The 22,483-nt window shown below is 76.2% G+C and carries 24 protein-coding genes, 3 pseudogenes and 1 riboswitch; of the genes and pseudogenes, 11 read left to right on the top strand and 16 right to left on the bottom strand.

Annotated elements, in window-relative coordinates; genetic code table 11:
- The first annotated feature begins 35 nt into the window (after positions 1-35).
- Both FRAAL_RS16375 and FRAAL_RS16370 read left to right on the top strand, forming a co-directional pair.
- On the top strand, positions 36-263 hold the full coding sequence (locus FRAAL_RS16375) for a GntR family transcriptional regulator (protein WP_011604883.1): 228 nt from the start codon (positions 36-38) through the stop codon (positions 261-263).
- A gap of 21 nt (positions 264-284) precedes the next feature.
- Positions 285-497 carry a P-loop NTPase family protein gene (locus FRAAL_RS16370; protein WP_011604882.1) on the top strand — a complete coding sequence of 71 codons (213 nt, stop codon included), beginning with the start codon at positions 285-287 and terminating at the stop codon, positions 495-497.
- Positions 498-745: 248 nt separating this feature from the next.
- Here the strand turns inward: FRAAL_RS16370 and FRAAL_RS16365 are convergent, their stop codons facing one another.
- From FRAAL_RS16365 to map, 3 genes are all read right to left on the bottom strand, one after another.
- A complete protein-coding gene (locus tag FRAAL_RS16365; RefSeq protein WP_083866815.1) occupies positions 746-1,381 on the bottom strand; it encodes a GNAT family N-acetyltransferase in 636 nt (211 codons plus the stop codon).
- Positions 1,382-1,508: 127 nt separating this feature from the next.
- On the bottom strand, positions 1,509-2,672 hold the full coding sequence (locus FRAAL_RS16360; RefSeq protein ID WP_011604879.1) for an epoxide hydrolase family protein: 1,164 nt from the start codon (positions 2,670-2,672) through the stop codon (positions 1,509-1,511).
- Between the two features lie 221 nt (positions 2,673-2,893).
- Positions 2,894-3,694 carry a type I methionyl aminopeptidase gene (map, locus tag FRAAL_RS16355; RefSeq protein ID WP_041939387.1) on the bottom strand — a complete coding sequence of 267 codons (801 nt, stop codon included), beginning with the start codon at positions 3,692-3,694 and terminating at the stop codon, positions 2,894-2,896.
- Positions 3,695-3,789: 95 nt separating this feature from the next.
- Here map and FRAAL_RS30965 point away from each other — a divergent pair.
- Positions 3,790-4,023: pseudogene (locus FRAAL_RS30965) on the top strand (helix-turn-helix domain-containing protein); the annotation flags it as partial.
- 389 nt (positions 4,024-4,412) lie between these two features.
- Here the strand turns inward: FRAAL_RS30965 and FRAAL_RS16345 are convergent.
- Entirely contained in the window at positions 4,413-4,622 is a 210-nt protein-coding gene (locus FRAAL_RS16345; RefSeq protein WP_011604876.1) for a hypothetical protein, read from the bottom strand.
- A 344-nt stretch (positions 4,623-4,966) separates the two neighbouring features.
- The gene (locus FRAAL_RS16340; RefSeq protein ID WP_011604875.1) at positions 4,967-5,488 is read right to left on the bottom strand and encodes a DUF6817 domain-containing protein; all 522 of its coding nucleotides are present in this window, start codon (positions 5,486-5,488) and stop codon (positions 4,967-4,969) included.
- 111 nt (positions 5,489-5,599) lie between these two features.
- On the opposite strand from FRAAL_RS16340, the gene FRAAL_RS16335 reads away from it, so the two are divergent.
- Both FRAAL_RS16335 and FRAAL_RS16330 read left to right on the top strand, forming a co-directional pair.
- A complete protein-coding gene (locus tag FRAAL_RS16335) occupies positions 5,600-5,956 on the top strand; it encodes an ArsR/SmtB family transcription factor (protein WP_011604874.1) in 357 nt (118 codons plus the stop codon).
- 121 nt (positions 5,957-6,077) lie between these two features.
- Positions 6,078-6,380: a YciI family protein gene (locus tag FRAAL_RS16330; protein ID WP_041939385.1), complete on the top strand. Its 303-nt coding sequence runs from the start codon at positions 6,078-6,080 to the stop codon at positions 6,378-6,380.
- Positions 6,381-6,455: 75 nt separating this feature from the next.
- Here FRAAL_RS16330 and FRAAL_RS16325 read toward each other — a convergent pair whose 3' ends face one another.
- The 7 genes from FRAAL_RS16325 to FRAAL_RS16300 all read right to left on the bottom strand — a co-directional run bounded on the left by FRAAL_RS16325 (position 6,456) and on the right by FRAAL_RS16300 (position 13,623).
- Positions 6,456-7,172: a precorrin-8X methylmutase gene (locus FRAAL_RS16325; protein ID WP_157734143.1), complete on the bottom strand. Its 717-nt coding sequence runs from the start codon at positions 7,170-7,172 to the stop codon at positions 6,456-6,458.
- Between the two features lie 94 nt (positions 7,173-7,266).
- Positions 7,267-7,530 (bottom strand): NAD-dependent epimerase/dehydratase family protein, encoded by a 264-nt coding sequence (locus FRAAL_RS35045; protein ID WP_231861031.1) that lies wholly within the window; start codon positions 7,528-7,530, stop codon positions 7,267-7,269.
- Complete coding sequence (locus tag FRAAL_RS16320) at positions 7,527-8,108, bottom strand: NAD-dependent epimerase/dehydratase family protein (protein WP_231861029.1); 582 nt, start codon at positions 8,106-8,108, stop codon at positions 7,527-7,529. Before FRAAL_RS16320 ends, FRAAL_RS35045 begins: the two co-directional genes overlap by 4 nt.
- Before the next feature lie 157 nt (positions 8,109-8,265).
- The gene (locus FRAAL_RS16315; RefSeq protein ID WP_011604869.1) at positions 8,266-8,688 is read right to left on the bottom strand and encodes a cobalamin biosynthesis protein; all 423 of its coding nucleotides are present in this window, start codon (positions 8,686-8,688) and stop codon (positions 8,266-8,268) included.
- A gap of 6 nt (positions 8,689-8,694) precedes the next feature.
- Entirely contained in the window at positions 8,695-10,446 is a 1,752-nt protein-coding gene (locus FRAAL_RS16310) for a cobyrinic acid a,c-diamide synthase CobB (RefSeq protein WP_041939384.1), read from the bottom strand.
- Positions 10,440-11,048 (bottom strand): cob(I)yrinic acid a,c-diamide adenosyltransferase, encoded by a 609-nt coding sequence (cobO, locus tag FRAAL_RS16305; RefSeq protein WP_011604867.1) that lies wholly within the window; start codon positions 11,046-11,048, stop codon positions 10,440-10,442. Before cobO ends, FRAAL_RS16310 begins: the two co-directional genes overlap by 7 nt.
- A 1-nt stretch (position 11,049) precedes the next feature.
- Positions 11,050-13,623, bottom strand: a complete 2,574-nt coding sequence (locus tag FRAAL_RS16300) for a VWA domain-containing protein (RefSeq protein WP_011604866.1) — start codon at positions 13,621-13,623, stop codon at positions 11,050-11,052.
- Between the two features lie 219 nt (positions 13,624-13,842).
- Positions 13,843-13,956, bottom strand: a riboswitch (cobalamin riboswitch).
- Between the two features lie 63 nt (positions 13,957-14,019).
- On the opposite strand from FRAAL_RS16300, the gene FRAAL_RS16295 reads away from it, so the two are divergent.
- From FRAAL_RS16295 to FRAAL_RS36395, 5 genes and pseudogenes are all read left to right on the top strand, one after another.
- Positions 14,020-15,096: a pentapeptide repeat-containing protein gene (locus FRAAL_RS16295; RefSeq protein WP_011604865.1), complete on the top strand. Its 1,077-nt coding sequence runs from the start codon at positions 14,020-14,022 to the stop codon at positions 15,094-15,096.
- Positions 15,041-15,565, top strand: a complete 525-nt coding sequence (locus FRAAL_RS33100; protein WP_308203096.1) for a phosphotransferase — start codon at positions 15,041-15,043, stop codon at positions 15,563-15,565. Before FRAAL_RS16295 ends, FRAAL_RS33100 begins: the two co-directional genes overlap by 56 nt.
- Before the next feature lie 17 nt (positions 15,566-15,582).
- Positions 15,583-15,714 (top strand): hypothetical protein, encoded by a 132-nt coding sequence (locus FRAAL_RS35585; protein ID WP_256804859.1) that lies wholly within the window; start codon positions 15,583-15,585, stop codon positions 15,712-15,714.
- Positions 15,715-15,821: 107 nt separating this feature from the next.
- A pseudogene (locus FRAAL_RS36400) lies at positions 15,822-16,037 on the top strand (SUMF1/EgtB/PvdO family nonheme iron enzyme); the annotation flags it as partial.
- Positions 16,025-16,468, top strand: a pseudogene (locus tag FRAAL_RS36395) (formylglycine-generating enzyme family protein); the annotation flags it as partial. The pseudogenes FRAAL_RS36400 and FRAAL_RS36395, both read left to right, overlap by 13 nt.
- On the opposite strand, the gene FRAAL_RS36390 reads toward FRAAL_RS36395, so the two are convergent.
- The 3 genes from FRAAL_RS36390 to FRAAL_RS16270 form a co-directional block, all read right to left on the bottom strand.
- Positions 16,408-17,199: a dTMP kinase gene (locus tag FRAAL_RS36390; RefSeq protein WP_011604862.1), complete on the bottom strand. Its 792-nt coding sequence runs from the start codon at positions 17,197-17,199 to the stop codon at positions 16,408-16,410. The pseudogene FRAAL_RS36395 and the gene FRAAL_RS36390 sit on opposite strands and share 61 nt — an antisense overlap.
- A gap of 39 nt (positions 17,200-17,238) precedes the next feature.
- On the bottom strand, positions 17,239-19,305 hold the full coding sequence (locus FRAAL_RS16275) for a WD40 repeat domain-containing protein (RefSeq protein ID WP_011604861.1): 2,067 nt from the start codon (positions 19,303-19,305) through the stop codon (positions 17,239-17,241).
- 126 nt (positions 19,306-19,431) lie between these two features.
- Positions 19,432-20,469, bottom strand: coding sequence for a hypothetical protein (locus FRAAL_RS16270; RefSeq protein ID WP_011604860.1), 1,038 nt, complete (start codon positions 20,467-20,469; stop codon positions 19,432-19,434).
- Between the two features lie 539 nt (positions 20,470-21,008).
- Here FRAAL_RS16270 and FRAAL_RS33090 point away from each other — a divergent pair.
- The gene (locus FRAAL_RS33090; protein WP_157892119.1) at positions 21,009-21,230 is read left to right on the top strand and encodes a hypothetical protein; all 222 of its coding nucleotides are present in this window, start codon (positions 21,009-21,011) and stop codon (positions 21,228-21,230) included.
- A gap of 79 nt (positions 21,231-21,309) precedes the next feature.
- Here FRAAL_RS33090 and FRAAL_RS16265 read toward each other — a convergent pair whose 3' ends face one another.
- A complete protein-coding gene (locus FRAAL_RS16265) occupies positions 21,310-22,398 on the bottom strand; it encodes a site-specific integrase (protein WP_011604859.1) in 1,089 nt (362 codons plus the stop codon).
- Positions 22,399-22,483: the final 85 nt, after the last annotated feature.

The following is a 22,483-nucleotide window of genomic DNA, read 5'->3' as shown; positions in this document are numbered from 1 at the left end:
GTTGTGCCCGTCAAGGCGGGACGCTGCGGCTGGGGATGCATCGACGGGAACTGGAGCGCGACGGTCTGGTGGCCGCCCGGCCCGGGATCGGCACGTTCGTGACGCGGACGCTGACCGACTCCACGCTCGCCGCGCACGGGCTGCTGCGGGCGGACCTGCAACGCTGGCTGGCCAGGGCCCGCCGGGCCGGCCTCGACGACGAGAGCATCGAGGCCCTGTTCACGACCACCTTCCGGTCCGCCGCGGCGCAGGACATAGCGTGAGCGCCGTCCTGCAGGCCCCCGGTGTACGCCGGGCTGAGCGTCGCCGATCATCTGCGCCTGGGCGCCCGGCTCAACCCGGGCTGGGACGACGAGCTGGCCCGCGCGCGGATTCGCCAGCTCGGGCTGGACCCGACTGCGCGGGCCGCGACCCTCTCGGGTGGCCAACGGGCCCAGCTCGCCCTCACCCTCGGGATCGCCGAACGCCCCGCCTGCTCATCCTGGAAGACCTCGTGACTGGGCCCTGCAAGGATCCGAAACAGCGCCTCTTCCTCGCCCTCGCCCTGCTCCTGACCGGGTCCTGCTTCTGGCGGACCCGCCGCCTGTCCTGACAGAACCCCGGTCCGTCCGCCCGGGGTACACGCGGCTCGTCCGCTGTGACCGAGGGACCGCCGCCGGTTTTCGGTCGTGGCCGTGGACAGTGGGGTCGTCGGCGCAACCGCACCCGGCGGCCCCCGTCGACCCCCGCAGCCGCGCGCAGCGGTTCAGGACTCCGACGCCCGTGCCGTGTCGGCGGGAGTGAGGGGGCGGGTGAAGGCGATGCGGTGCAGCCCCGGCCCGTCGTAGTCGACCTGGACGTCGACGCCGTCGACCGTGCGCCGCCCCGGGATGATCCGGAAGCCGATCGCGGTGTGGAAGGCCACGGAGGTGGCGTTGCCCGGGCTGGTGATCGCATCGACGCGCCGGGCGCCGCCGGCGGCGGCCTGGGCGAAGAACCACCGGTACAGTCCGGCGGCCACGCCGCGGCGGCGCAGGGCCGGGTCGACGCCGACGAAGTGGATGTAGGCGGCGTCGGGCTGCGCGGCGGAACGGAAACCGATCAGGAAGGCCGTCAGCCGGCCGTCGGTGGCCTCGCCGAGCAGGGAGGTGTCGGCGAAGTGCTGGAAGAACAGCCGGGGCAGCAGCAGGGCCCGCTGCCGGGAACCGGCCTCACCGCCGAGGGCGCCCCACCAGTCGTCCAGCACGGCGAGCACCCGCGCCTGGTCGGCGCCGCCCGGCCGCCGCCAACGCAACTCGCCGGGCAGCGCGGGGTGGTCGGACGAGGCGGGGTGATCGGACGAGGCGGGGTGGTCGGGGCTGGGGGTCGGCGCCGGGTCGGGGCCGTCGGGGGTGCGGATCATCCGGTCAGGCTGCCGGCCCCGCCGCGATCCGTCACCCCCTTTTCCGCCGCCGCATCCGGCCACGCTGCGACTTCGACGATCATGGTGTTCCGCGGAACCGCGTCGTCGGTCGGCCTGGGGGTGTGGGTCAGGGGCGCAGGGTGCGGAAGAAGGCGGTGACGTCGGCGGTGAACAGCTCGGGCTGTTCGAGGGCGGCGAAGTGGCCGCCGTGGGGTTGCACGGTCCAGCGCCGCAGGTTGTAGTGGCGGGCGATGACGGCGCGTGCCGGCCGGTAGATCTCCTTCGGGAAGATCGCCGCACCGGTGGGGGTGCTGATCTGCCGTTCGGGGGCGCCGAGCAGGCCCGCGGCGCGGGTTTCGTAGTACAGCCGGATCGACGAGCCGATCGTCTCCGTCACCCAGTAGGTCGTGATGTTGGTGAGGATGTCGTCGCGGCTGATCGCCTTCTCCACGTCGCCGTCGCAGTCCGACCAGGTGCGGAACTTCTCCACGATCCAGCCCGCCAGCCCCGCCGGGGAGTCGGCCAGGGCGTGGGCGAGCGTCTGCGGCTTGGTGCCCTGGATGGCCTGGTAGCCGGTCTCGTACTGGGCGAAGTGGCGGGCGAAGTCGAGGTCGGCGATCTCCTCGGGGGTGAGGTTGGCGCGTTCCTCGCGGGTCATCGGCGGCGGCGGGACCAGGTTGAGGTGGATGCCGATCAGTCGGTCGGGGTGGTAGGCGCCCAGGTGGGCGGTGATGGCCCCGCCCCAGTCGCCGCCCTGGGCGGCGAAGCGGTCGTAGCCCAGGCGGGTCATGAGCTGCGCCCAGGCGTCGGCGATGCGCCGCACGTGCCAGCCGCGTTCGACCGTCGGCCCGGACCAGCCGTAGCCGGGCAGGGACGGGCAGATGACGTGGAAGGCGTCGGCGGCGTCGCCGCCGTAGGACGGCGGGTCGACGAGGCGGTCGATGACCCCGCCGAACTCCACGATCGACCCGGGCCAGCCGTGGGTGAGCAGCAGCGGCACGGCTCCCGGGTGCGGCGAGCGGGCGTGCAGGGCGTGCACGGTGGTGCCGTCGATGACGGTGCGCAGGTGCGGCCAGCGGTTGAGGCGGGCCTCGGCGGCGCGCCAGTCGTACCCGTCCGCCCAGTAGGCGCACAGCCCGCGCAGGTAGTCCACGTCGGTGCCCAGGTCCCAGCCCGTGCCGGGGATCTGCTCGGTCCACCGGGTCCGGCGCAGCCGGTGGCGCAGATCGTCGAGGACCGCGTCGGGGACGTCGATCGTGAAGGGCTGCAGGGCGGTTGACGGCGACGTCACGGCACGCTCCGAGGGGTCCGGGGTCGGGTTGGGGTGGCCACCAGCCCGGCGGCGGGTGCCGGGACGGTCAGCTCCGACTATCGACCGCCGCGGCGGCGACCCGCAACGGACCGGGCGCCACCCGCGCCGAGCAGGGGCGCGATCCGCTCGGGGTGCGGGCGGAGCGACGCGAGGTGCTGCCGACCGGTGGCGGTTGGCAGCGCTGGCTCCGACGCTGGTGCTCAGACGGTGGTGGCCGAGGCGGTGGTGGCCGAGGCGGTGGTGGTGAGGATGCGCGGACCGTCGGCGGTGATGGCGACGGTGTGCTCGACGTGGGCGGCGCGGCTGCCGTCGATGGTGTGCAGGGCCCAGCCGTCGGCGGCGGTGCGGTAGCTGTCGCGGCCCCCGGCGCAGAACATCGGTTCCAGCGCGAGGACCAGCCCGGCGCGCAGCGGCATGCCCCGTCCGGGCCGGCCGTCGTTGGGCACGCTGGGATCCTCGTGCATGTGCCGGCCGATGCCGTGCCCGCCGAAGTCGCGGGGGATGCCGTAGCCGGCGGCGCGCCCGACGGCGCCGATGGCGGCGGCGATGTCGCCGAGGCGGCCGCCGGGGACGGCGGCGGCGATGCCGGCGGCCAGCGCCGCGGCGGTGGTGTCGATGAGAGCGGCGTCGTCGGGGCGTCCGGCGCCGACGGTGAAGCTGATCGCGGCGTCGCCGACCCAGCCGTCGAGCTCGGCGCCGCAGTCGATGCTGACCAGGTCGCCGTCGCGCAGCGGGGTGTCGCCGGGGATGCCGTGGACGATGACGTCGTTGACCGAGGCGCAGATGACCGCGGGGAACGGCGTCGGGGCGAAACCGGGCTGGTAGTCCAGGAAGACCGGGATGGCCCCGGCGTCGCGGATGACCGCGTGCGCGACCGCGTCCAGCTCGCGGGGGGTGACCCCGACGGCGGCAGCGTCGCGGGTGGCGCCCAGCGCACGGGCGACGACCTCCCCGGCCGCGGCCATCGCCTCGATCGCAGCGGCCGACTTCAGCTCCACCATCCCGACCATCCTTTCCCCGCGTGCGCCGACGCCGCGCCTGCGCCGCGTCGGCACCCACCGAACCCAATAACTATAACGGTATTAGTATCACGGGTATGGTACGGGCGCCGTTGACGAGGGCGGAACGGGAACGTGGCGAGCGGCTGGGCGGGCTGCTGCGGGCCGCGCGCGGCGAGCGCAGCATGGTCGAGGTCGCCGCCGCGGCCGGGGTGTCCCCGGAGACGCTGCGCAAGATCGAGGCCGGCCGCATCGCGACGCCGGCGTTCTTCACCGTCGCCGCACTTGCCGGGGTCCTCGGCCTGTCCCTGGACCTGCTCGCCGACGCCTGCGACCCGGCGGCGCTCGGCGCCCTGGACCCCGGACCCGCCGTCCCCGCCCCCGACACCACCCGCGAGCACGGTCACTCCAGGGTGGCGGCGATGTCCAGACCGGCCGGCGCACCGCCGCTGGCCGCCTCGAACGCCCGCCAGCGCGATCGGGTACCGCTGACGCCGTCGCGATGACCGGCGGCGATCCGCCGAACGCAGGCAGGCACAGAAAGACACGAAGGCACCATGGCCTGTGGGTACCGGGACTGGGACCGAGGCCGACGCGGCGCGGTTCCGCGGAACCGCGCCAGGGCGCCGGGCAGGACCTCGACCTCCACGATCCTGCCCCACCTCGACGGTGAGGATCAAGGAACGCCGCAGGCTCCCACGGTCGCGTGCACCTACGCGGCCTACGTGCCCGGGACGGCGTCGACGGGGAGTCTGACGCTGAGGCGGCGACGCAGGATCGCCTGGGCGGTGTCGCGCAGTTGGCGGGCGCGCAGGCTGAGGTCGGCGGGGTCCAGGTGCTCGGCGGCGGCGAGGATCGTCACCTGGGCGCGACGGTGCTCGGCGTAGCGGTCCTGCTGGTCGGCGGCGCGGCGCTCCTGCGGGGTGGCCATGTGTCTCCCTGGTGGGACGGGCCCCGGCGGCGAGATGCCGGTCGGGGTCTGCGCTGGTGACGGCGGGTGGGGAGCAACGGCAGTAGGCCCGCCCGCTCAGTGTGCGCCGTCGACGCCGCCGAGGGAGCGCGGGCAGTGCGGGGGCCGTGGAGGGGCTGCGTCGTTGGATGGGCTGCGTGGCAGGGTGGCACCGTGCCCTTCACCGCCCTGCCGCCGACAGCCTGGCGCCCTCAGTGCGCCGCACAGCCGTCCGCGCGCTCTGAAGGCGCCGGACCGGCCGGGGGCGTGCGTCCCGACCGGTCAGGTCCGAACAGTCGCGGCGCAGTCCCGCCATGCCGCGGCGCTCAGGAGCGGACGCGTGCGGGCGAACAGGGCGCGCAGACGGGGACCGACCTGCGCGGCGAACGTCGGGTTGTGCCGGGCGAGGTCGAGTTCGTTGGCGGCGGTGAGTTCCAGGAACGCCCGTAGCTCGCCACCGCGGACCGGCTGCACCTGGCCGGTGAACCGGTCGCGGAACTCGACCTGCGCCGCGGCGGACAGGCGAGGGTAGACCCAGGCGCGATCGCAGCTGGCATACCGGTAATCACCTTCTCGACATCTGTTCCCGCCATCGTGGCCACCTCGCGGCGCCGGGAGAGGTCCACCAGGTGCGGGGCGAACCCGTCGGTGCCGTAGACGGCGTGGCACAGACCCGCCACCTGCAGCACGCTGGCGGCCCGCCACCGTGCGAGCAGGTCGCGCACGCGCAGCAGATGGTCGAACAGGGTGCCGCCGGGATGGTCGATCCTGTCCGCCCCCCAGGACAGCAGAAGACCTTGAGCTCTGATGGCCGTCGGGTCGTCGTCGCCGAGACAGTCGCCGATCACGGGCACGATCCTCCCAGCCGCGGACTTACCATGACGGCAGGACCGGCAACGGCGCGACGGTCGCCCGCGGGCGGGTTGCCGGTCGCCGTTGCGCGCCGCAGGGAGGTGGCCATGACGCAGCCGACGGCCGCCGGCGGGCCGGCCAGGACGCCGGCGCGCACGCAGAGCCTGACCCACCGCGACCCGGCGCAGGTCAGCCTGCAGGAGGCCCTCGACGCCCTCGGGGACCCGGTGCGCCGCGCCATCCTGCGCATGCTGGCCGACCATCCGGACTGGACGCTGCCGTGTGGCAGCTTCGAGGTGCCCGTCAGCGCGGCGACCCGCAGCCACCACTTCGCGGTGCTGCGCGCGACCGGGCTGCTCGAGCAGCGTGACACCGGCCCCCGCCGGTTCAACCGGCTGCGCCGGGCGGAGTTCGACCGTCGCTTCCCCGGGCTGCTCGACCTCGTCCTGCACGAGGACGCCTGAAGGACGTCGCAAGGATGTCGGAAGATGTCCGCGGATGGGTACTGATGTGCCCCCGACCCCGCCGCCGGGCTCGTCACCGCGGGCGCACGGCGCGTTCCCCGCAGAAGGGTGCCTCCCGCCGATGTTCGTGATCGTGCTTCGTTACCTTCGCCCGATCGAGGAGGTCGACCGGCTGCTGGCCGAGCACCGCGCCTACCTGGCCCGCTACTACGACCAGGGCGTGTTCCTGCTCTCCGGCCCGCGCACGCCGCGCACCGGCGGGGTCATCCTCGCCGACGGCGTCGAGCGCGCGACGCTGGACCGCATCCTCGCCGAGGACCCCTTCCAGCAGGCGGGCGTGACCGCCACGGACGTCATCGCGTTCACCCCCGTCGGGCGGTCCCATCCCGACCTCGCCCGGTTCCTGCCCGCGCCCCCGGACTGAGCGTCCCCCCCCCCCCAGACTGAGCGTCCCCTCGGACTGACCGTCCGCCGGCCGCGCGTCAGTCGGGCGGCTTGGTCAGTCGGGGACGAGGGTGTGCAGCAGGGCATGGACGGCCGCGGCGGCGACGGCCGGGCCGCCCCGCGCGGAGCGGTTCGACACCGCGGGGATGCCGCTGTCACGCAGGCCCATCTTGGCCTCCACCGAGCCGACGAAACCGACGGGCAGCCCGACCACGAACGCCGGGCGGGCCACGTCGGCCAGCGACAGCAGCTCCTCCAGCGCGCTCGGCGCCGCCCCGATCACGTAGACGGCGCCCGGGCCGACCTCGTCGACGGACAGCGCCATGCCCACCGCCGGGCGGCTGAGGTCGTCGCGGCGGGCGACGGCGGGATCGGCGCGTCCGACGCTGCACACCACCGGCCGACCGGCCAGGTGAGCCCCGGCCCCGCCACCGGCGTCACCGGCGCTATCGGCATGGGTGTGCGGAGGTGGGTGGGCGTGGGGGTCGGGGTCGGGCGGGCGGCGGGGGTCGTCGGCAAGGCCGAGGGCGGTCATCGCCACGTCGGTGACCAGCGCGACCCCCGAGCGCAGCGCCGCCACCCCTGCGCGTAGATCGTCCTCCCGGCAGACCAGGTCGTCGGCGTAGCGCACGTCGGCGCTGGCGTGCACGACCCGTTCCAGCACCGCCCGGGTCAGCCGGGGCAGCCCGGAGGTGTCCAGGCGGGCGCGCACGACCGCGTAGGACATCCGCTCCACCGGATCGACCGCGCCGGTCGGCTCCCGCCTCGTCACGATCCCTCCCGTCACGATCCCTCCCGCCGCGGGTCGTCACCGCCGGTCCGCGCGCCGCGGACGGCACGGGCGCCCTCTGCGCCGATCCCAGGGTCTACTCCACGCGGGAAGGTCGCCAGCGGTGCCGCGGCGCCCAGCCCAGCAGCGTGCGTGCGCCCGAGGTGTCGATCAGTGCCCGGTACGGATCCTGGAGATACTCCGCTCCCCCGCGCCAGGTGACGTCGGGGAGCAGCCGCGTCACCAGGGCGCGGGCGTCGTCGTGGGCGGAGGAGATGTCTGCCGCGCACAGCAGCAGCCGATGGTGCCCGGCAAGCGGAGCGGTCAGCGCCCGTTCGACCGCCGAGGCGAGGTCACTCACGTCGAGGAAGGCGCCGTACTCCCAGATCGGCGCCCATTCGAAGGTGGGCTCGTCGCGGCGGGCCCGCCGTATCCCGGCGTAGGTCTGCTCGGCGAACACCCCCCGGGTGGGCGCAGGCACACCGTGCAGAGGCCGGTCGCGGCGGTGGCCACCTGGCACATCTGCTCGGCCAGCCACTTCGACATCGCGTACGCACCCGCCGGGCGGGCGGGATGGCGGTCGTCGAGGGGAAGGTAGGCCGGGCGGCCGCGGCCGCCGAAACACCCCAACACGTCCACGCTGCTCATGACGACCACCCGGGGCACACCGCGGCGTTCGGCCGCCCGCAGCACGTTGCTCGTCCCGACCACATTGGTCTCGAACACCCGCGTGTCCGTGCCGGTCGTGACCGGTCCAAACGCCGCCAGGCCCGGATCGTCGACCGGCTCGTCGAGGGCGGCCAGGTGCACGATCCCCCCGCAGCCCGCGGACATCCGCTCGAGACCGGCAGCGTCGCACACGTCGTGCCCGTCCATCAGATCGAATCCCACCGTCCGGTGTCCGGCGGATGTCAGCGCCGCTGTTACGGCCCGGCCCACCAGCCCCCGGTCTCCGGTCACCAGAACACGCACAGCCCGACAGCCAACCAGCCCGCCCCCGTTGTCGGCGAGTCGTTTTTCGTCGGCGAGGACCGTGTCCTGCCTGCCGTGCCCGCGAGGGGACGGGCTGGTTCAGGGGAGTCTGGGCGCGATGAGATCACCGAGGTGGCGGGCGGTGGCGGGCGACGGCGAGGGTGGCGCGGCGACTGGTGCGTTTGGGTAGGAGCAGGACCGGTCGCGGCGCGGCCGGGTTCGGGTCGAGGGGGAGCAGGCAGGCTGCCTCGGCGACGCTCGGGGTGCCGAGGGCGGCCTGCGGCGCGGCGCCGGGGTGGGGGACGTCGACGGTGGCCAGGCGGTGCGGGGGGTAGGCCGCGATGGGCCAGCGGTGGTGGTCGGCGGCGGCGACGATGCCCGGCTCGTCGCGGCGGGCGTCGACGGTGGCCAGCAGGCGCACGGCGTCCGCCGGCACGGCGAGTGCGCGTAGCGCCGTGTCGATGAGCGCGAGGATCTCCGCGGCGTCGACCCCGGGGCGCGCGCCGACGCCGACGACCAGCTCGGCCGCGGTCCGGGCGGTGGCCATCGGGGGTCAGGCCGCGCCGGGCCGGCGGCCGCCGGTGCCGGGAATGCCGTGGCGGGCGGGCGGATCGCCGTAGCGGGTGGCGGAGGCGGGGTCGCGGTGGGTACCGGCGGGGTTGTCGTGGCGGGTGGCGGAGGCGGGGTCGCGGCGGGATGCGCGGGCGGCGGCGAGCAGGCCGGTGGCGATCCGGGGCGATCCGGCCCAGTGCAGGTGCAGGTAGGAGGCGTGCACCCGGCGGTGGACGAAGCCCTCGGCCAGCCAGCGTGACGGCGCCTCGATCGGGCCGGCCACCGGGGGCTCGACGGCCGCCGGCGGCGTCCCGGGTGGCGCTTGCGGCGGCGGGGTCGCCGCGCCGGCGGAGGCGGGGGCGGCGGGGTCGACGACGGGCAGCCACCAGGCGGGCGGGGGGGCGCCGGCGGGCGGGGGCAGCAGGACGGTGCGGTGGAACTCGTGGGCGGCCAGGACGCTGCCGGCCGGGACCAGCGGGCTGGGCGTGGCGGCGACGGCCCGGCGGTAGCCGAGGGTGAGCCGCGGGCCCATCACCGCGTCGACGTCGAGGACGGCGCACATCGGCGCGCCGTCGAGGCTGCGGGCCAGATACAGCAGCCCGGCGCATTCGGCGGCGACGGGCCCGCCGCGGGCGGCGAACGCGGCGATCTCGCCGCGCAGCCGGGTGTTGGCGGTGAGCGCGCCGACGTGTTCCTCGGGGAAGCCCCCGCCGATGATCAGCGCGTCGGTGCCGGCGGGCAGCGTGTCGTCGTGCAGCGGGTCGACGGCGACGACCTGCGCGCCGGCGGCGGTGAGCAGCTCGACGTGCTCGGCGTAGCCGAAGGTGAACGCCGCCCCGCCGGCGACGGCGATCCGCGGCGGCCGGCCGGCCCCGGCGCCTCGCCCCTGCCCGCCTTCCCCGATCACGGTGGACGTGGCGGTGGCGGTGGACGTGGCGAGGGCTGTGTCGGTGGCGAGGGCCGTGTCGGTGGCGAGGGCCGTGTCGGTGGCGAGGGCTGTGGCCGGATTCCAGGCCTCGGTGTGCAGCGGGGGGGCGGCGCGGGCGACCCGCAGCAGGCCGTCGAGGTCGCAGGAGGCGGCGACGAGGGCGCCGAGGCGGTCGACGGCGTCGAGGGCGGCCGGGCGGCGTTCGGCGGCGGGCACGAGGCCCAGGTGACGCGACGGGGTGTGCACGGACTGTTCGCGGGGGACGGCGCCGAACACCGCCATCCCGATGTCGGCCAGCGCCTCGGTGAGCAGTGCGCGGTGGCGCGGCGAACCGACCCGGTTGAGGATCACCCCGGCCAGGTGGATGCGCCGGTCGAACGCGCGGAACCCGGCGACGAGCGCGGCGATGGACCGGGCCGCGCCGGAGACGTCGACGACGAGGATGACCGGAGCGTCGAGCAGCCGGGCGACATGCGCGGTGGAGGCGTGGTCGGCGGCCTCGCCGGGCTGCGGGCGGGCGACGCCGTCGAACAGGCCCATCACCCCCTCGACGACGGCGACGTCGGCGCCGGCCGCGCCGTGGGCGAACAGGGGGGCCAGGCGTGCCTCGCCGCACAGCACCGCGTCGAGGTTGCGTCCGGGCCGGCCGGTGGCCAGGGCGTGGTAGCCGGGGTCGATGTAGTCGGGGCCGACCTTGTGCGGGGAGACGCGCAGCCCGCGGGCGCACAGGGCGGCCATCAGCCCGGTGGTCACCGTGGTCTTGCCGGCGCCGCTGGTCGGGGCGGCCAGCACGAGGCGGGGCAGGGTGAGCGGCGCGCTCACCATTCGATCCCCCGCTGCCCCTTCTGCCCGGCGTCCATCGGATGACGGATCTTGGTCATCTCGGTGACGAGGTCGGCGGCGTCGAGCAGCTCCTGCGGGGCGCGCCGGCCGGTGACGACGACGTGCTGGCGGCCGGGACGGGCACGCAGGGTGTCGACGACCTCGTCGACGTCGAGCCAGCCCCAGCCCATCGGGTAGGTCATCTCGTCGAGGACGAGGAGCCGGTAGGTCTCGGCGGCCAGGTCGCGGCGGATCTGCGCCCAGCCTTCGGCCGCGGCGGCGGCGGGGTCGCCGTCGGGGTCGACGCGGCCCTGCACCCAGCTCCAGCCCGAGCCCATCTTGTGCCAGTCGACGGTGCCGCCGGCGCCGGAGTCGGCGAGCACCCGCAGGGCGCGTTCCTCGCCGATGCGCCACTTGGCGGACTTGACGAACTGGAACACCCCGACCGGCCAGCCCTGCGACCAGGCGCGCAACGCCAGCCCGAACGCGGCGGTCGACTTGCCCTTGCCGTCGCCGGTGTGCACGATCAGTAGCGGTCGGTCGCGGCGTTCGCGGGTGGTCAGTCCGTCGTCGGGGACGCTGGCCGGCTGCCCCTGCGGCGCCATCTCAGGCCGCCTTTCTGGCGTGTGGGCGCGGGGTCGGCGGCGTCGGCCGGGTCGTCGGCGGCGGTGGGGTTGTCGGCGGCGGTGGGGTTGTCGGCGGCGGTGGGGTTGTCGGCGGCGGTGGGGTCAGCAGCGGCAGGGCGTCGAGTCCGATCGTGATCCCGCCGAGGGCGTGGGCGAGCCGGCCGGCCAGCCCCAGGCGCAGGAAGCCGCTTTCGCAGTCGACGACGACGCTGGCCAGCCCGCCGCGGCCCGCGGTGCCACCCGGGCCGCGCCCGCCGCGGGGCCGACTGGTGGCCGGTCCCCCCGCGCCACCGGCGGCGCGGACCAGGGCGCGGGCCACCGGCAGCGGGTCGGCGCCGGCGGTGGCGCGCCCGTCGGTGACGACGACGAGCAGGGCGCGCCGGGCCGGGTCCCGGCGGCGTTCGGCGCGCAGCACCTGCCCGGCGCGGGTGAGCCCGGCGGCCAGCGGGGTACGCCCGCCGGTCGGCAGCGCGCGCAGCCGGGCGGCGCCGACCTCGACGCTGGCGGTGGGGGCGAGCACGACCTCGGCACCGGACCCCCGAAAGGTGATCATGCCGATGCGGTCGCGGCGCTGGTAGGCGTCGGTGAGCAGGGCCAGCACGGCGGTGGTGACCAGGGTCATCCGCGCCTGGGCGGCCATCGATCCGCTGGCGTCGACGACGAACAGCACCAGGTTGCCCTCGCGGCCGACCCGCACCGCGCCGCGCCGGTCGGCGGGCAGCAGGATCGGGGCGGGCCCGCGTCGGCCGCGGGCGTGCTGGTGGGGGGCGGCGGCCAGCAGGGTGGCGGGCAGGTGCATCCCGGGGGCGTCGGCGGCGGTGGTGACCACCGCCCCGCGGTTGCCGCGGGCCAGGGAGCGGCGCCCGGCGGCCCCGGCGGCGCTGCCCAGGCCGGCGACGGCGAGCAGCCGGGGTCGAAACGCCGCCCCGGGCGCCCCCGCGACCCCCGCTCCGGCGGCGGCCGGGTCGGGCGGGGCGCCGCTTCGGGCGGATCCGGCGGTGATGGTCGGACGGTCCGCGAACGCAGGGCGCATCCCCGGCGGGAGGGTGAGGTGTCCCCCGCCCGCCCGGTGCCCGCGCCCCTCGGCATCGGCGCTGGCACCGAACGCGCCGGTGGGAGCGCGGTGCGGCGCGGCGGGCAGGCGCGGATCGTCGGCGCCGGGCGGTGCGTCCGGGCCCGTCGCCGGGTCGGCTCCGTGCGCCGGTCCCTGTCCGTCGAGCCCGGCCCCGGCACCGAGTGAGCCGCCGGGGCCGGTGCGGTCGTCGTCGCCGTCCGAGCCGCCGCTGCCGGGGCCGCCGCCGTCCGGGCCGCCGCGGTGCGGACCGTCGCGGTGCGGACCGTCGCCGTCGGGGTCGTCGTCCGGGTGCGGGCCCCGGCCGTCCGGGCCGAAGCCGTCCGGTCCACGGTTGTCGGGGCCGGTTCCGTCGCCGGTTGCGTCCTGGCGTGACCGTCCGCCGTCACCGGCCGTGCCGGCGGTGTCGCCGTCGGCCGTGCCGGCGGTGGCCGCGTCGGCGAGTTCGGCGTCGGCGGTGGCGTCGAGGCCGTCGAGCGCGGCGTCGAGGACGGCGTCGAGGGTGGCGTCGTCGAGGTCGGGGGCGTCGAACGGGCCCCGGCGGCGCCGATGCGGCAGGGCCAGGCGCGCGCCGGCGCGGATGTCCGCGGCGCGGACCGTGCCGTGCCCGGACCAGGCGGCCAGCGCCATCGCCGTCTTCGCCAGGACGACGTCCGCGCGCATCCCGTCGACGTCCAACCCGGCGCAGACCGCGGTCACCGCGCGCAGCGCCGCGTCGGTCAGGGTGACCGCCCGCAGGCGGGTGCGGGCGTCGGCGACCTGGGCGGCGAGGCGCGCCTCGGCCGGCGCCCAGGCGGCGGCGAACCCGTCGGGGTCGGCCTCGAACGCCAGCCGGCGGCGCACCACCTGCGCGCGCAGCGCCGGATCGCGGCTGGCGGCGACCTGCACGGTCAACGCGAACCGGTCGAGCAGCTGCGGGCGCAGCTCCCCCTCCTCCGGGTTCATCGTCCCCACCAGCAGGAACGACGCCGGGTGACGCACCGAGACCCCGTCGCGTTCGACGTGGGCGACGCCGAGCGCGGCGGCGTCGAGCAGCAGATCGACGAGATGATCGCCGAGCAGGTTGACCTCGTCGACGTAGAGCACGCCGCGGTGGGCGGCGGCCAACAGCCCCGGGCGCAGCACGCTGACGCCGTCGGCCAGGGCCCGGTCGAGGTCGAGCGAGCCGGTCACCCGGTCCTCGGAGGCGCCGACGGGAAGCTCGACGAGCCGCGCCGGGCGGCTGACCCCCACCGCGGCGGCCGGATGCGGCCCGTCGGGGCAGTCCGGGTTCGGCGCCTGCGGCGCGCAGGCGAACCGGCAGCCGTCGACCACCTGCACCGGTGGCAGCACGGCGGCCAGCCCCCGCACCGCGGTGGACTTGGCGGTGCCCTTCTCCCCGCGCACGAGCACGCCGCCGAGCGTCGGGCTGACCGCGTTGAGCAGCAGCGCCAGGCGCAGGTCGTCCATGCCCACGACGGCGGACAGCGGGAAGCTCACCACGCCCGCGCCGCCGCGACGACGTGCCGCTGCGGCCGCTCGGGCCGGTGGGACGGTGGTGCAGGCATGCCGATGTCCTCCCGGAGGGTCCTCGCCCTTGGTGATCACCCTGCGACGGCCGGAGTATCCTGGCTCCCGGATCGGCGCGCGCCCTCGGCCTTCCAGCCGCCTGACGCGGCCGTGACCCGTCGCCCCACCCGGCATCGGGAGATCATTCCCGGCCCGGGCGCGACGATCACCGGATGTGTCCTCCCGCGCCGCGTCGCGCCGGTGGGCCCATCCAGGAAGACGCACTTCCCGGTGACAGTGGCGGGACCGCGCCGGATTCGCACCGGCTTCCTCCCGAAGCCGTCGCGTCCGCCAGCATGACATATCCATCGAGTCGAGGAGGCCCACGCGGTGAGCGACGAGCCCCACCCGCCCGCGCCGGGCCGGCCCGGCGGCCCTGCCGAGCTGGGGCTGACCCCCGCCCACCCGCGGCTGGCGGCCGACTGCGGCAGCTGCTTCGCGCTGTGCTGCGTCGCCCCGGGCTTCGCCACCTCGGCGGACTTCCCGATCAGCAAGCCTCCGGGGACGCCGTGCCGGCATCTGAGCGCACGGCTCGACTGCTCCGTGCACGACGAGCTGCGCCCCCGCGGGTTTCGCGGCTGCGCGGTGTTCGACTGTTTCGGCGCCGGCCAGCAGGTCAGCCAGGTCACCTTCGCCGGCCGGGACTGGCGCACCCATCCCGCCGACGCGGCGCGGATGTTCGACACGTTCACGGTCATGCGCACCCTGCACGAATCCCTGCACCACCTCGGTGAGGCCCGTGCGCGGCTCGGTGAGGCCCACGCCCGGCTCGCCGACGCGGACCGCGCCGGTCTGCTCGCCGAGCTCGATGCCACCACGGCGGTGACGGTCACCCTGACCGGAGCCGACGCCGACACCCTGCTCGCCGCGGATCTGCCCGCCCACCGCCGCGCCGTCCACGGCCTGCTGACCCGCGCCAGCGCCCTGCTGCGCGCCGGGCTCATCGGCGCGCCGCGGTCGCGCACCCTCGGCGTCGACCTGGTCGGCGCGCGCCTGGCCGGCGCCGATCTGCGCGGCGCGGAGCTGGCCGGCCGCCTGCTGATCGAGGCGGACCTGCGCGGCGCCGAGCTGCGGGGCGCGGACCTGCGCGGGGCGGATCTGCGGGGCGCCGACCTGCGCGGGGCGGACCTGCGCGGGGCGCTGTTCGTCGTGCAGGCCCAGCTCGACGCCGCCCGCGGCGACGCGACCACCACTGCGCCGGCGCCCCTGACCCGCCCCGTGCACTGGGCGGCGCCCCCCACCCCGGCGCCCCCCGCCCCGGCGCCCCCCATCCCGGCAACCCCCACCTCGGCGACCCCAGCGGCGACCCCAGCGGCGACCGGCAAGCCGGCGATGCGGGCGGGCAGGCGTCGTGGGCGAGCCGGTCGCTCCGGGTCCGGCTCCGGCTCGTCGTCGTCGTTGTCGTGAGTCGCGGCGGGGTGTGTGGTTCGGCCGGCAGGGCGGGCCGCGCCGATGCCCGGCGCGTCCAGGCCGGCACCTGGAGGAGACGGAACGTGCATGCAGTACGCAGAGTTGTCTCGCGGGACCACCTGGAAGCCGTCGCGGCCGCGGCCTTCGGCACCCGGCACCGCCGTTCTCCCCCGCCTGCGGCCTCGAGCTGTTCGAGGCCGCCCACCGGCAGCTGGACGCCCTGGGAATCCGCACGCCCCGGATCCGGCTGACCGGCCGCAGCGGACGCCACTACCCGGCGGACATCGCCGTGGTCGAGGACGTGCCCGGCGGAACCCTGGAACAACGGCTGCGCCGGGACCCGCGCAGCGTGCAGGCGACCATGGCTCGCCTCGGCGAGACGCTCCGAGCGATGGCGCGCCACCGGGGCGCTTCGGTGGGCACTACCGGTGGCTGGGGCGCGGCGACCTCGACGAGCGGCGTCTGACGTCCTACACGGTGGCGATGCACCTGTCCCTCGTCGCCGGACCGTTGCGGCTACTCGACGGAGACTTCCCCGACCGTGCCCTCATGGCCGGTATCGCCGAGCACAACCTTCGCGCGGCCCTCGCCTTCGTGCCCGGACACGACCGCTGACACTGCTCCGCGCGCCAGGGCGGCCCCGCGGCGTTCGACTCGCTGGTGGGCCTGCGTCGCCGAGACGGTGAACAGCCGGGGGCGGCCAGCGGTGAGATCGTCGTCGCATGCAGCCAGGCACGCCCGTCGAGATGATCACCGTCCCGGCCGGGCGGGTGACGTTGTCGGATCGGCGTACGCGGCGCCGCTGGACGGTGGATCTCGCCGCGTTCCGGCTGGCGGCCTGCCCCGTCACCCAGGCGCAGTACGCGCGGATCACCGGCCAGCGGCCCAGCAGCATCCAGGGTGATCAGCTGCCGGTCGAGGGCGTGTGCTGGTGGGACGCCGTCCGGTTCTGCAACGCGCTGTCCCGCTGCGAGGGTCTGACGCCGGCGTACCGGTTGTCCATCGACGTCGGCGACGCCCACCTCGGCGACGACGGCGACGGCGGGGCGGGGGCGAGCAGGTCGCGTGGGATGCCGGTGCCGACGGGTACCGGCTCCCGACCGAGGCGGAGTGGGAGCACGCCTGCCGGGCCGGGACGGCGGGGGCGCGCTACGGCCGGCTCGACGACATCGCCTGGTATCGCGCCAACGCCGGCGAGCGGCCGCGGGACGTCGGCGGCCGGGCGCCCAACGCGTGGGGGCTGCACGACATGCTCGGCAACGTGTGGGAATGGTGCTGGGACGTCTACGACGCCGAGGTCTACGGCAGCTACCGGGTGCTGCGCGGCGGCGGGTGGTTCGACGAGCCGTGGAGCTGCCGGGCCTCGGTGCGCCGCCGCAGCCATCCGACGTTGCGCCTCGATGACGTGGGCCTGCGCGTCGCGCGTTCCCTGAGCAGGTGAGTGGCCCGCGCCCGCACCGCAGGACGGTCGAGTCGGCGGCCGAGGGCCTCGGTCACCAGCGGGTACAGAACGGCGTGGACCTCGTCGGGAGTGCCGGAGGCGGGCAGTTCGTGGAACGCGGCGGCCTCGGGCAGGTCGCGGTAGGCCTCGGCGAAGGCGGTCAGCCGGTCGAGGTCCTCGTGGTCGCGGCCGCGGCGTTCGACCCGCTGCTGGGCGAGCGTGGCCGGGGCGGTGAACAGCACCACCAGGTCGGGGAGGGGAAAGCGACGGTAGGCGGCGCGCACCCGCCGGGCGCCGTCGTCGTCGCCGGTGCCGTCGCCGCGCAGTCCCATGACCGCGTACTGGCAGTAGGTGTAGCGGTCCATGACCGCGATGCGGCCGGTGAGCCGGGACAGCGCCAGCGCCCGGGTGATCGCCAGGCCACGGTAGGTCGCCTCGACGGCGACGTGGACGCGGCGGCCGAGCAGGTCCGGGCCGTCGCGGCGGCCCAGCCTGCGGGCGAGCGGATCGAGCAGCGGCCGGCCGCCGCCGTTTTCGAAATAGCTGGCCGGCTGCCCGGCGGCGGTCAGGGTGCGGGCGAGCCGCCGCGCCTGGGTGGTCTTGCCCACCCCGTCGACGCCGAGTAACGCGATCACCGGGGGACGCCGTCGCCGCCACATCCGATGATCGTATCCACCGCCGCCGGGGCCGTCGGCGGGTCAACCGGACGGGGCGCCTTCGGGGGGCGCCGGGGGGAACAGGTCCCAGAGGATGGTGAGGCGGTCGGCGGCGGCGGTGGCCAGCAGGCGGCTGTCGGGGGCGAAGGCGACGTCCTGGACGGGGCCGGCGTGGGCCGGTAGGCGGTGGCCGGGACCGGGACGTTCGGGGTCGGTGATGTCGCGCACCGTCGCGGTGCGGTCGGCACTGGCGGTGGCCAGCAGGGTGCCGTCGGGGCTGAAGGCGACGGCGTGCACGGCGCGGCGATGGTCGGCGATCTCGGCGAGGACGGTCTCGGTGGTGGGGTCGGCCACCGAGTAGACCCGCACGGTGCGGTCCTTGCCGGCGACGGCGAGCAGGTCCCCGTCGGGGCTGAACGCCACGGTGAACACGGCTCCGCGGGCGCCGGACAGGGTCACGGTGGCGCTCGGGTGGGTGGGGTCGGCGAGATCCCACAGGGTGACCGTGCGGTCCTCGGCGCCGGTGGCCAGCAGGGTGCCGTCGGGGCTGAACGCCACCGCCCGCACGGCGCTGCGATGCCCGGCGAGGATCGCCGCGCGCCGTGGCACCCCCGGCTCGGCGAGGTCCCACAGCAGCACCGCCCGGTCGTCGCCGGCGGTGGCCAGCAGGGTGCCGCCGGGGCTGAAGCCGAGGTCGTGCAGGTAGCCGCGGTGGCCGGTCAGCGTCATCAGCGGCACCGGTCGGCTCGGGTCGGCGACCTGCCACAGCACGGTGGTGCCCGCGTCGCCGGCGGCGGCGAGGATGCGCCCGTCCGGGCTGAACGTCACCGCCCGCGCCCACTCCTGGTTGATCCGCCGGCCGTAGCCGACGGCGGCGACCAGCCGCGGGGGGTCGGGGAACGCCGCCTGCCACAGCCGGACGGTGGTGTCGGTGCCGCCGGTGGCGACCAGCGCCGCGGTCGGGCTGAAGCTGACGCTCATCGGATGGCCGCGTTCCTCGGGCAGCACGGCCAGGCGGCGGGCGGCAGTCAGGTCGCGCCCGGCGCCGCGTTCGCGGCGGGCACCGGCGCCGGCGAACATCGCGCCACCGCCACCGCCACCGCCACCGCCGACAACGCGGCGGCCGCTGCCGGCCGCCGCGCCGCCGGACGGCGGTGGGCCGGACGGCGGGTGTCCGCCGGCGTCGCCGGGGTGTGGGGTGGGCTCGGTGTCGGTACCGGCGAACGAGGTGGGGGGAAACGGCGGTGGGGTGAGGCCGGCCGCGGGCCGGGGGGCGACGACGGTGATCTGGCGCAGCAGCCAGTCGCGTGCCAGCGTCGCGTCCAGGCCGAACAGGTCGAAGGCGAGCAGGCCGGCGAACGGCGCGGGCCGCGAGCAGTCCTCGATCCGCACCAGGATGATCCGCCCGCTGCCGCTGCCGCTGCCGCTGCCGCTGCCGCTCGCGCGGGCCCCGGCCGTCCCGGCGGTGTTTGGCGTCCCGGCGGTGTGTGGCGGCCCGGCGTCGTGCCCGGACCGGGTCGGCGGATGCGCCCCCGCAGTCGTCGCCGTGCCCGCAGTCGTCGCCGCCGGTTCCGAGCCGACGGCCACGTCGGGCGTCGCCGTCGAGGCCGCCCGCGGGGACGGTCCCATCGCGGTCCCGGCGCCGGCCAGTGGTCGTCCCTGCCCGGCGGGACGGCCGCCCGTCGTCGCCGGGGCACTCAGCACGGTCAGGCCGCCTCCCGCGGGGGCCGATCGTGTCGTCTGCGCCCGATACGCCGCCGACCAGATGATGAGGATCTCCCCGCCGAGGGCGAGATGGCGGTCGAGATCGACCGGCGCGGGTCCCGCCGCCGTCCCCGCCACCGTCGCCGGCGGTCCGGGGGCGACTATCGGGTGGCTGAGCACGCGGTAGCCGGCGTGGGCGAGCTGCCAGCACAGCCAGCGCGCCCAGGCCGCGTCCGGCTCGGCGACGGCGTGGGAGACGATGAGGTCCCACGACGGCCCCGCCGAGGCCGCCCGTGCGTCGCCTCCCGGTGAACCGTCCAGCTCGCCGGGGCCGCCCCGACCGCCGGGCGCGGCGGCGTCCGCGCCCGTCCCGGGGCCCGGTTCCGCCGCGGCGCCACTGTTCACACCTGGCAGCCTGCCACGCCCACCCCGGCAACGAGAACATGACCATGCTGCAGGTCTCCCAGGGGTCGTCCCGGGGCGATCGGCCGGCCGTCCCGCCGCGACGGCGGCCGCGGGTGCTGGTCGGCCTCAGCTCTGGGCGGGTTCACCTCCCGACGAGTCGGCGTCACCGATGCCCTGCTCACCCGCGACCGCTGGGGCACGGTCCGTGCCCGGGCCGGGGCCGAGCTTCGGGTGGGTCGGTGGCGGCGAGGTGCGCAGCCACCGCCAGGCAGACGCCGGCGCCGGCGGGGTCACCGGGTCCGGCAGGGCGGGCGGGAGGTGGGGAGCCGGCGGAGTATGGGGGGCTGGCAGGGCGTGGGGGGCTGGCAGGGTGGCGCCGGCGGGACCTGGCCCGCTGGCGCCGGTCGACGCGTCCAGGCCGGTCGTCGGATCGGCGCCGGCGAGACCGGCAGGGGCGTCGGGACGGGCCAGGGCCCGGCGGTGCGCGGCGCGATGCTCGCGGATGGCCAGACGCAGCCGGTCGGCCGCGCCGCGCGTCACCGTGGCGAGCTGTCGGTCGAAGGCGGCCAGCTGTTCGTCGCACTGTGTGATGGCCAGGAGGTCCTCTGGGTGACGTCCACGTTCTGGATTGTCACGTAGTGTGGACATCCAGTGCAGGCAGGGGTTGAACAGACTGGCGCCGTCGAGCAGCGGCATGAGCCGCTCGGCCACCAGGCGCAGGTCCTCGTCGGAAAGGTCCTCGGCGCCGCCGGACCGCCCCAGTATCCGCATCGACTCCTCGATGTTGCGCCGGACATAGTCCTCGAAGGACAACTCGGGGGAACCTCCGTACGGGCAGTCCGTCGCGGCCGGAAAAGCTCTGTGATACAGCTCGGCGCAGGCCTCGAGTTGCGCCTGTTGTTCCTCCTCGGGATATCCGAGTCGTATCTCTGCCGCCAGGTAGGACCAGCGCTGCGACGGCGCGCCCGAACCGTCGCGGAAGAAGCGGCCGATTTTGGCCGCCAGATTTCGTTGTTCCGCTGTTGTTCCCTGGCGTTGCAGGTAGCGAGCGATCGCACCCAGTGACACTCCGTGGCGCTTGTACCGTTCGTAACGATCCTGCAGCAGCAGCGCGAGCGGGGATCCTGCCTGCGTGACCGGCTCCTGCTGCGGTTGACCCGACATGCGCCTTCCTCACTCTCCGTTCGTTCCCGGGCACGCAGGCCCCGACATCCGATATGGCACGCGGTGCCGTATCGGGCTGGTGTGATCGACCGGCCGCATACGGCACGGCAGGCTGAATGCAACATTCGATGTCGCATTCCCCGGCGCCACGGACGTCCTCTCCGACGGTTGATGCGGCGTCTTGCCATGCATTCGTGCCGCTCGATAAGAAGGGTACGCACAGCCGGAATCGACGCCGACGTTGTCGACGGTGTCGTCGGTGACCCGGCCAGCCCTGACCCACCCGGTCGGGTCGGAACCCGCCGGACGCGCCCGAGCGAGGAGCAGCCCTCATGACACGCCGCCGCCCGCGTACCCGTTCGCGCACTCGCCCGCGTGGCCCCCGCCCGTCGCGCCACCCTCGCGCGCGCTGCGGCCGCGCTCCCCGCACCTGCCGGCTTGCCGTCACCGTCCGCAGCCGTACCGCACTCCCCCGGGCCCACGATCGGCCCTCCACGGCGCGACGCTGCGTCACCGTCGGGGGTCGTCGGTCGGCGCGGGTGGTCGCCGCACGTACGCGTCGCGGCGGCGGCGACAGTCGGGTCCGCACCGGGCCGGGCGGGCCGGGTGGGGGTGGCTGGTGCGGCGGCGTGATGATCGTCGCGTCGTCCGTGGCCGCGGTCGGGCTGGTCCGCACGGGGCTGGCCGATCTCGGCGCCGTCGTCCTCCAGCTCTGGGGTGTCGGTGTCGCCTGCGCCGTCGAGAGGTTCCGGCGGCGCTGACACGCCCGCCGGGTGAGCAGGCCCCGACGGCCCTGCGCCCCAGGGGCCCTACCGCCCTGGGCCCTACCGCCCCCGGGTTCTACAGGCCGACGCGGCCGGAGGGGTTGTCGCGGTCGAACAGGCGCCCGGCGCGGACGTAGCCGTCCAGCGACGCCGAGGAACGCCAGCGGCCCTGGCGCATGATGGAGCGGTCGGCGACGCCGGCGCGGGCGGCGGCGGTGGCGAATCCCGAGCGCAGCGAGTGGCCGGCGAAGTCGGCGGGGTCGAGGCCCGCGGCGGCGACGCGGCGCTGCACCACGCGGGCCACCGACCCGGGGTAGAGCCTCGTCGCGCCGACGTGGCCGTGCCGGCTGACCGCGCGAAACGCCGGGCCCTGGCGCAGGTCGGCCGCCTGCGCCCAGGCCCGCCACGCCCGCACCGGGCAGGTCGGCCGGTAGGAGCCGTAGGCGATGCCGACGAGTGCTCCTTCGCCCTCCTGGTCGGTCTTGGACCGGCGGACGGTGAGGATGAGACCGTCGGCTGTCTCCACCAGGTCGGCGACGTCGAGGCCGACCAGTTCGCTGCGGCGCAGGCAGCCGGCGAAACCGACGAGCAGCAGGGCCCGGTCGCGGATGTCGGCGAGGTCGTCGTCGCGCAGGCCCGCCACGACCCGGGTGAGCAGGTCGGTGTCCAGTGCGGTCTTGCGGGTGGGGCGCACCCCGCGGGTGCGTCGGATGCCGTCCCAGACGGCGCCGACCTCGGGGGCGGCGGCCGGGTTGGGATGCTGGGCGAGCTGGTGGGCCACGGAGATCGCGGCGAGGCGGCGACGGATCGTCGAGGGCTTGTAGCCGGCGTCGGCAAGCGTGGCCAGGTAGCCGGCGACGGTGGCCGCCGTCGCCGGCAGGGCGCTGGGCGCGGCCGGCCGGCGGGCGCACCAGGCGCGGAACTGGCGCAGGTCGCTGTCGTAGGCGCGCCACGTCGACGCCGACCGTGACGCGCGGGCGTAGTCGCCGACGCGCGCGGCCAGTTCGGCGGGCAGCGCGAGCGGCGCGGCGCCTCCGGCGGTCGATCCGCCCGGCATCGGCACGGGCAGCGGCCGCGCCACGTCGTCGATGTCGGCGTCGACCGGGCCCGCGCCGACCGTGCCGGCGATGTCGGTGGCGGTGGACCGCCCGTTCTCGTCGTTCACCGGGGCACGGACCGGCGGTGCAGCGTCATCACGACCCACCCTAGTGCCGCGTCGGCCGCGTTCGCCCCGGCGACGACGCTGGTGG

This window comes from Frankia alni ACN14a (genome assembly GCF_000058485.1).
In the GTDB taxonomy this organism is placed as follows: Bacteria; Actinomycetota; Actinomycetes; order Frankiales; family Frankiaceae; genus Frankia; species Frankia alni.
Note: the sequence above shows the minus strand (reverse complement) of the source record. Positions and strands in the feature narration are given on the sequence as shown.

What these genes read in the sequence shown, in the direction of transcription:
- FRAAL_RS16375 (WP_011604883.1), top strand. Translation starts at nt 36, where the DNA reads ATGCATCGACGGGAACTGGAGCGCGACGGTCTGGTGGCCGCCCGGCCC.
- FRAAL_RS16365 (WP_083866815.1), bottom strand. Translation starts at nt 1,381, where the DNA reads ATGATCCGCACCCCCGACGGCCCCGACCCGGCGCCGACCCCCAGCCCC.
- map (WP_041939387.1), bottom strand. Translation starts at nt 3,694, where the DNA reads ATGGTGGAGCTGAAGTCGGCCGCTGCGATCGAGGCGATGGCCGCGGCC.
- FRAAL_RS16345 (WP_011604876.1), bottom strand. Translation starts at nt 4,622, where the DNA reads ATGGCCACCCCGCAGGAGCGCCGCGCCGCCGACCAGCAGGACCGCTAC.
- FRAAL_RS16335 (WP_011604874.1), top strand. Translation starts at nt 5,600, where the DNA reads ATGACGCAGCCGACGGCCGCCGGCGGGCCGGCCAGGACGCCGGCGCGC.
- FRAAL_RS16330 (WP_041939385.1), top strand. Translation starts at nt 6,078, where the DNA reads ATGTTCGTGATCGTGCTTCGTTACCTTCGCCCGATCGAGGAGGTCGAC.
- FRAAL_RS16315 (WP_011604869.1), bottom strand. Translation starts at nt 8,688, where the DNA reads ATGGCCACCGCCCGGACCGCGGCCGAGCTGGTCGTCGGCGTCGGCGCG.
- FRAAL_RS16310 (WP_041939384.1), bottom strand. Translation starts at nt 10,446, where the DNA reads ATGGTGAGCGCGCCGCTCACCCTGCCCCGCCTCGTGCTGGCCGCCCCG.
- cobO (WP_011604867.1), bottom strand. Translation starts at nt 11,048, where the DNA reads ATGGCGCCGCAGGGGCAGCCGGCCAGCGTCCCCGACGACGGACTGACC.
- FRAAL_RS35585 (WP_256804859.1), top strand. Translation starts at nt 15,583, where the DNA reads ATGCACCTGTCCCTCGTCGCCGGACCGTTGCGGCTACTCGACGGAGAC.
- FRAAL_RS36390 (WP_011604862.1), bottom strand. Translation starts at nt 17,199, where the DNA reads ATGTGGCGGCGACGGCGTCCCCCGGTGATCGCGTTACTCGGCGTCGAC.
- FRAAL_RS16270 (WP_011604860.1), bottom strand. Translation starts at nt 20,469, where the DNA reads ATGTCGGGTCAACCGCAGCAGGAGCCGGTCACGCAGGCAGGATCCCCG.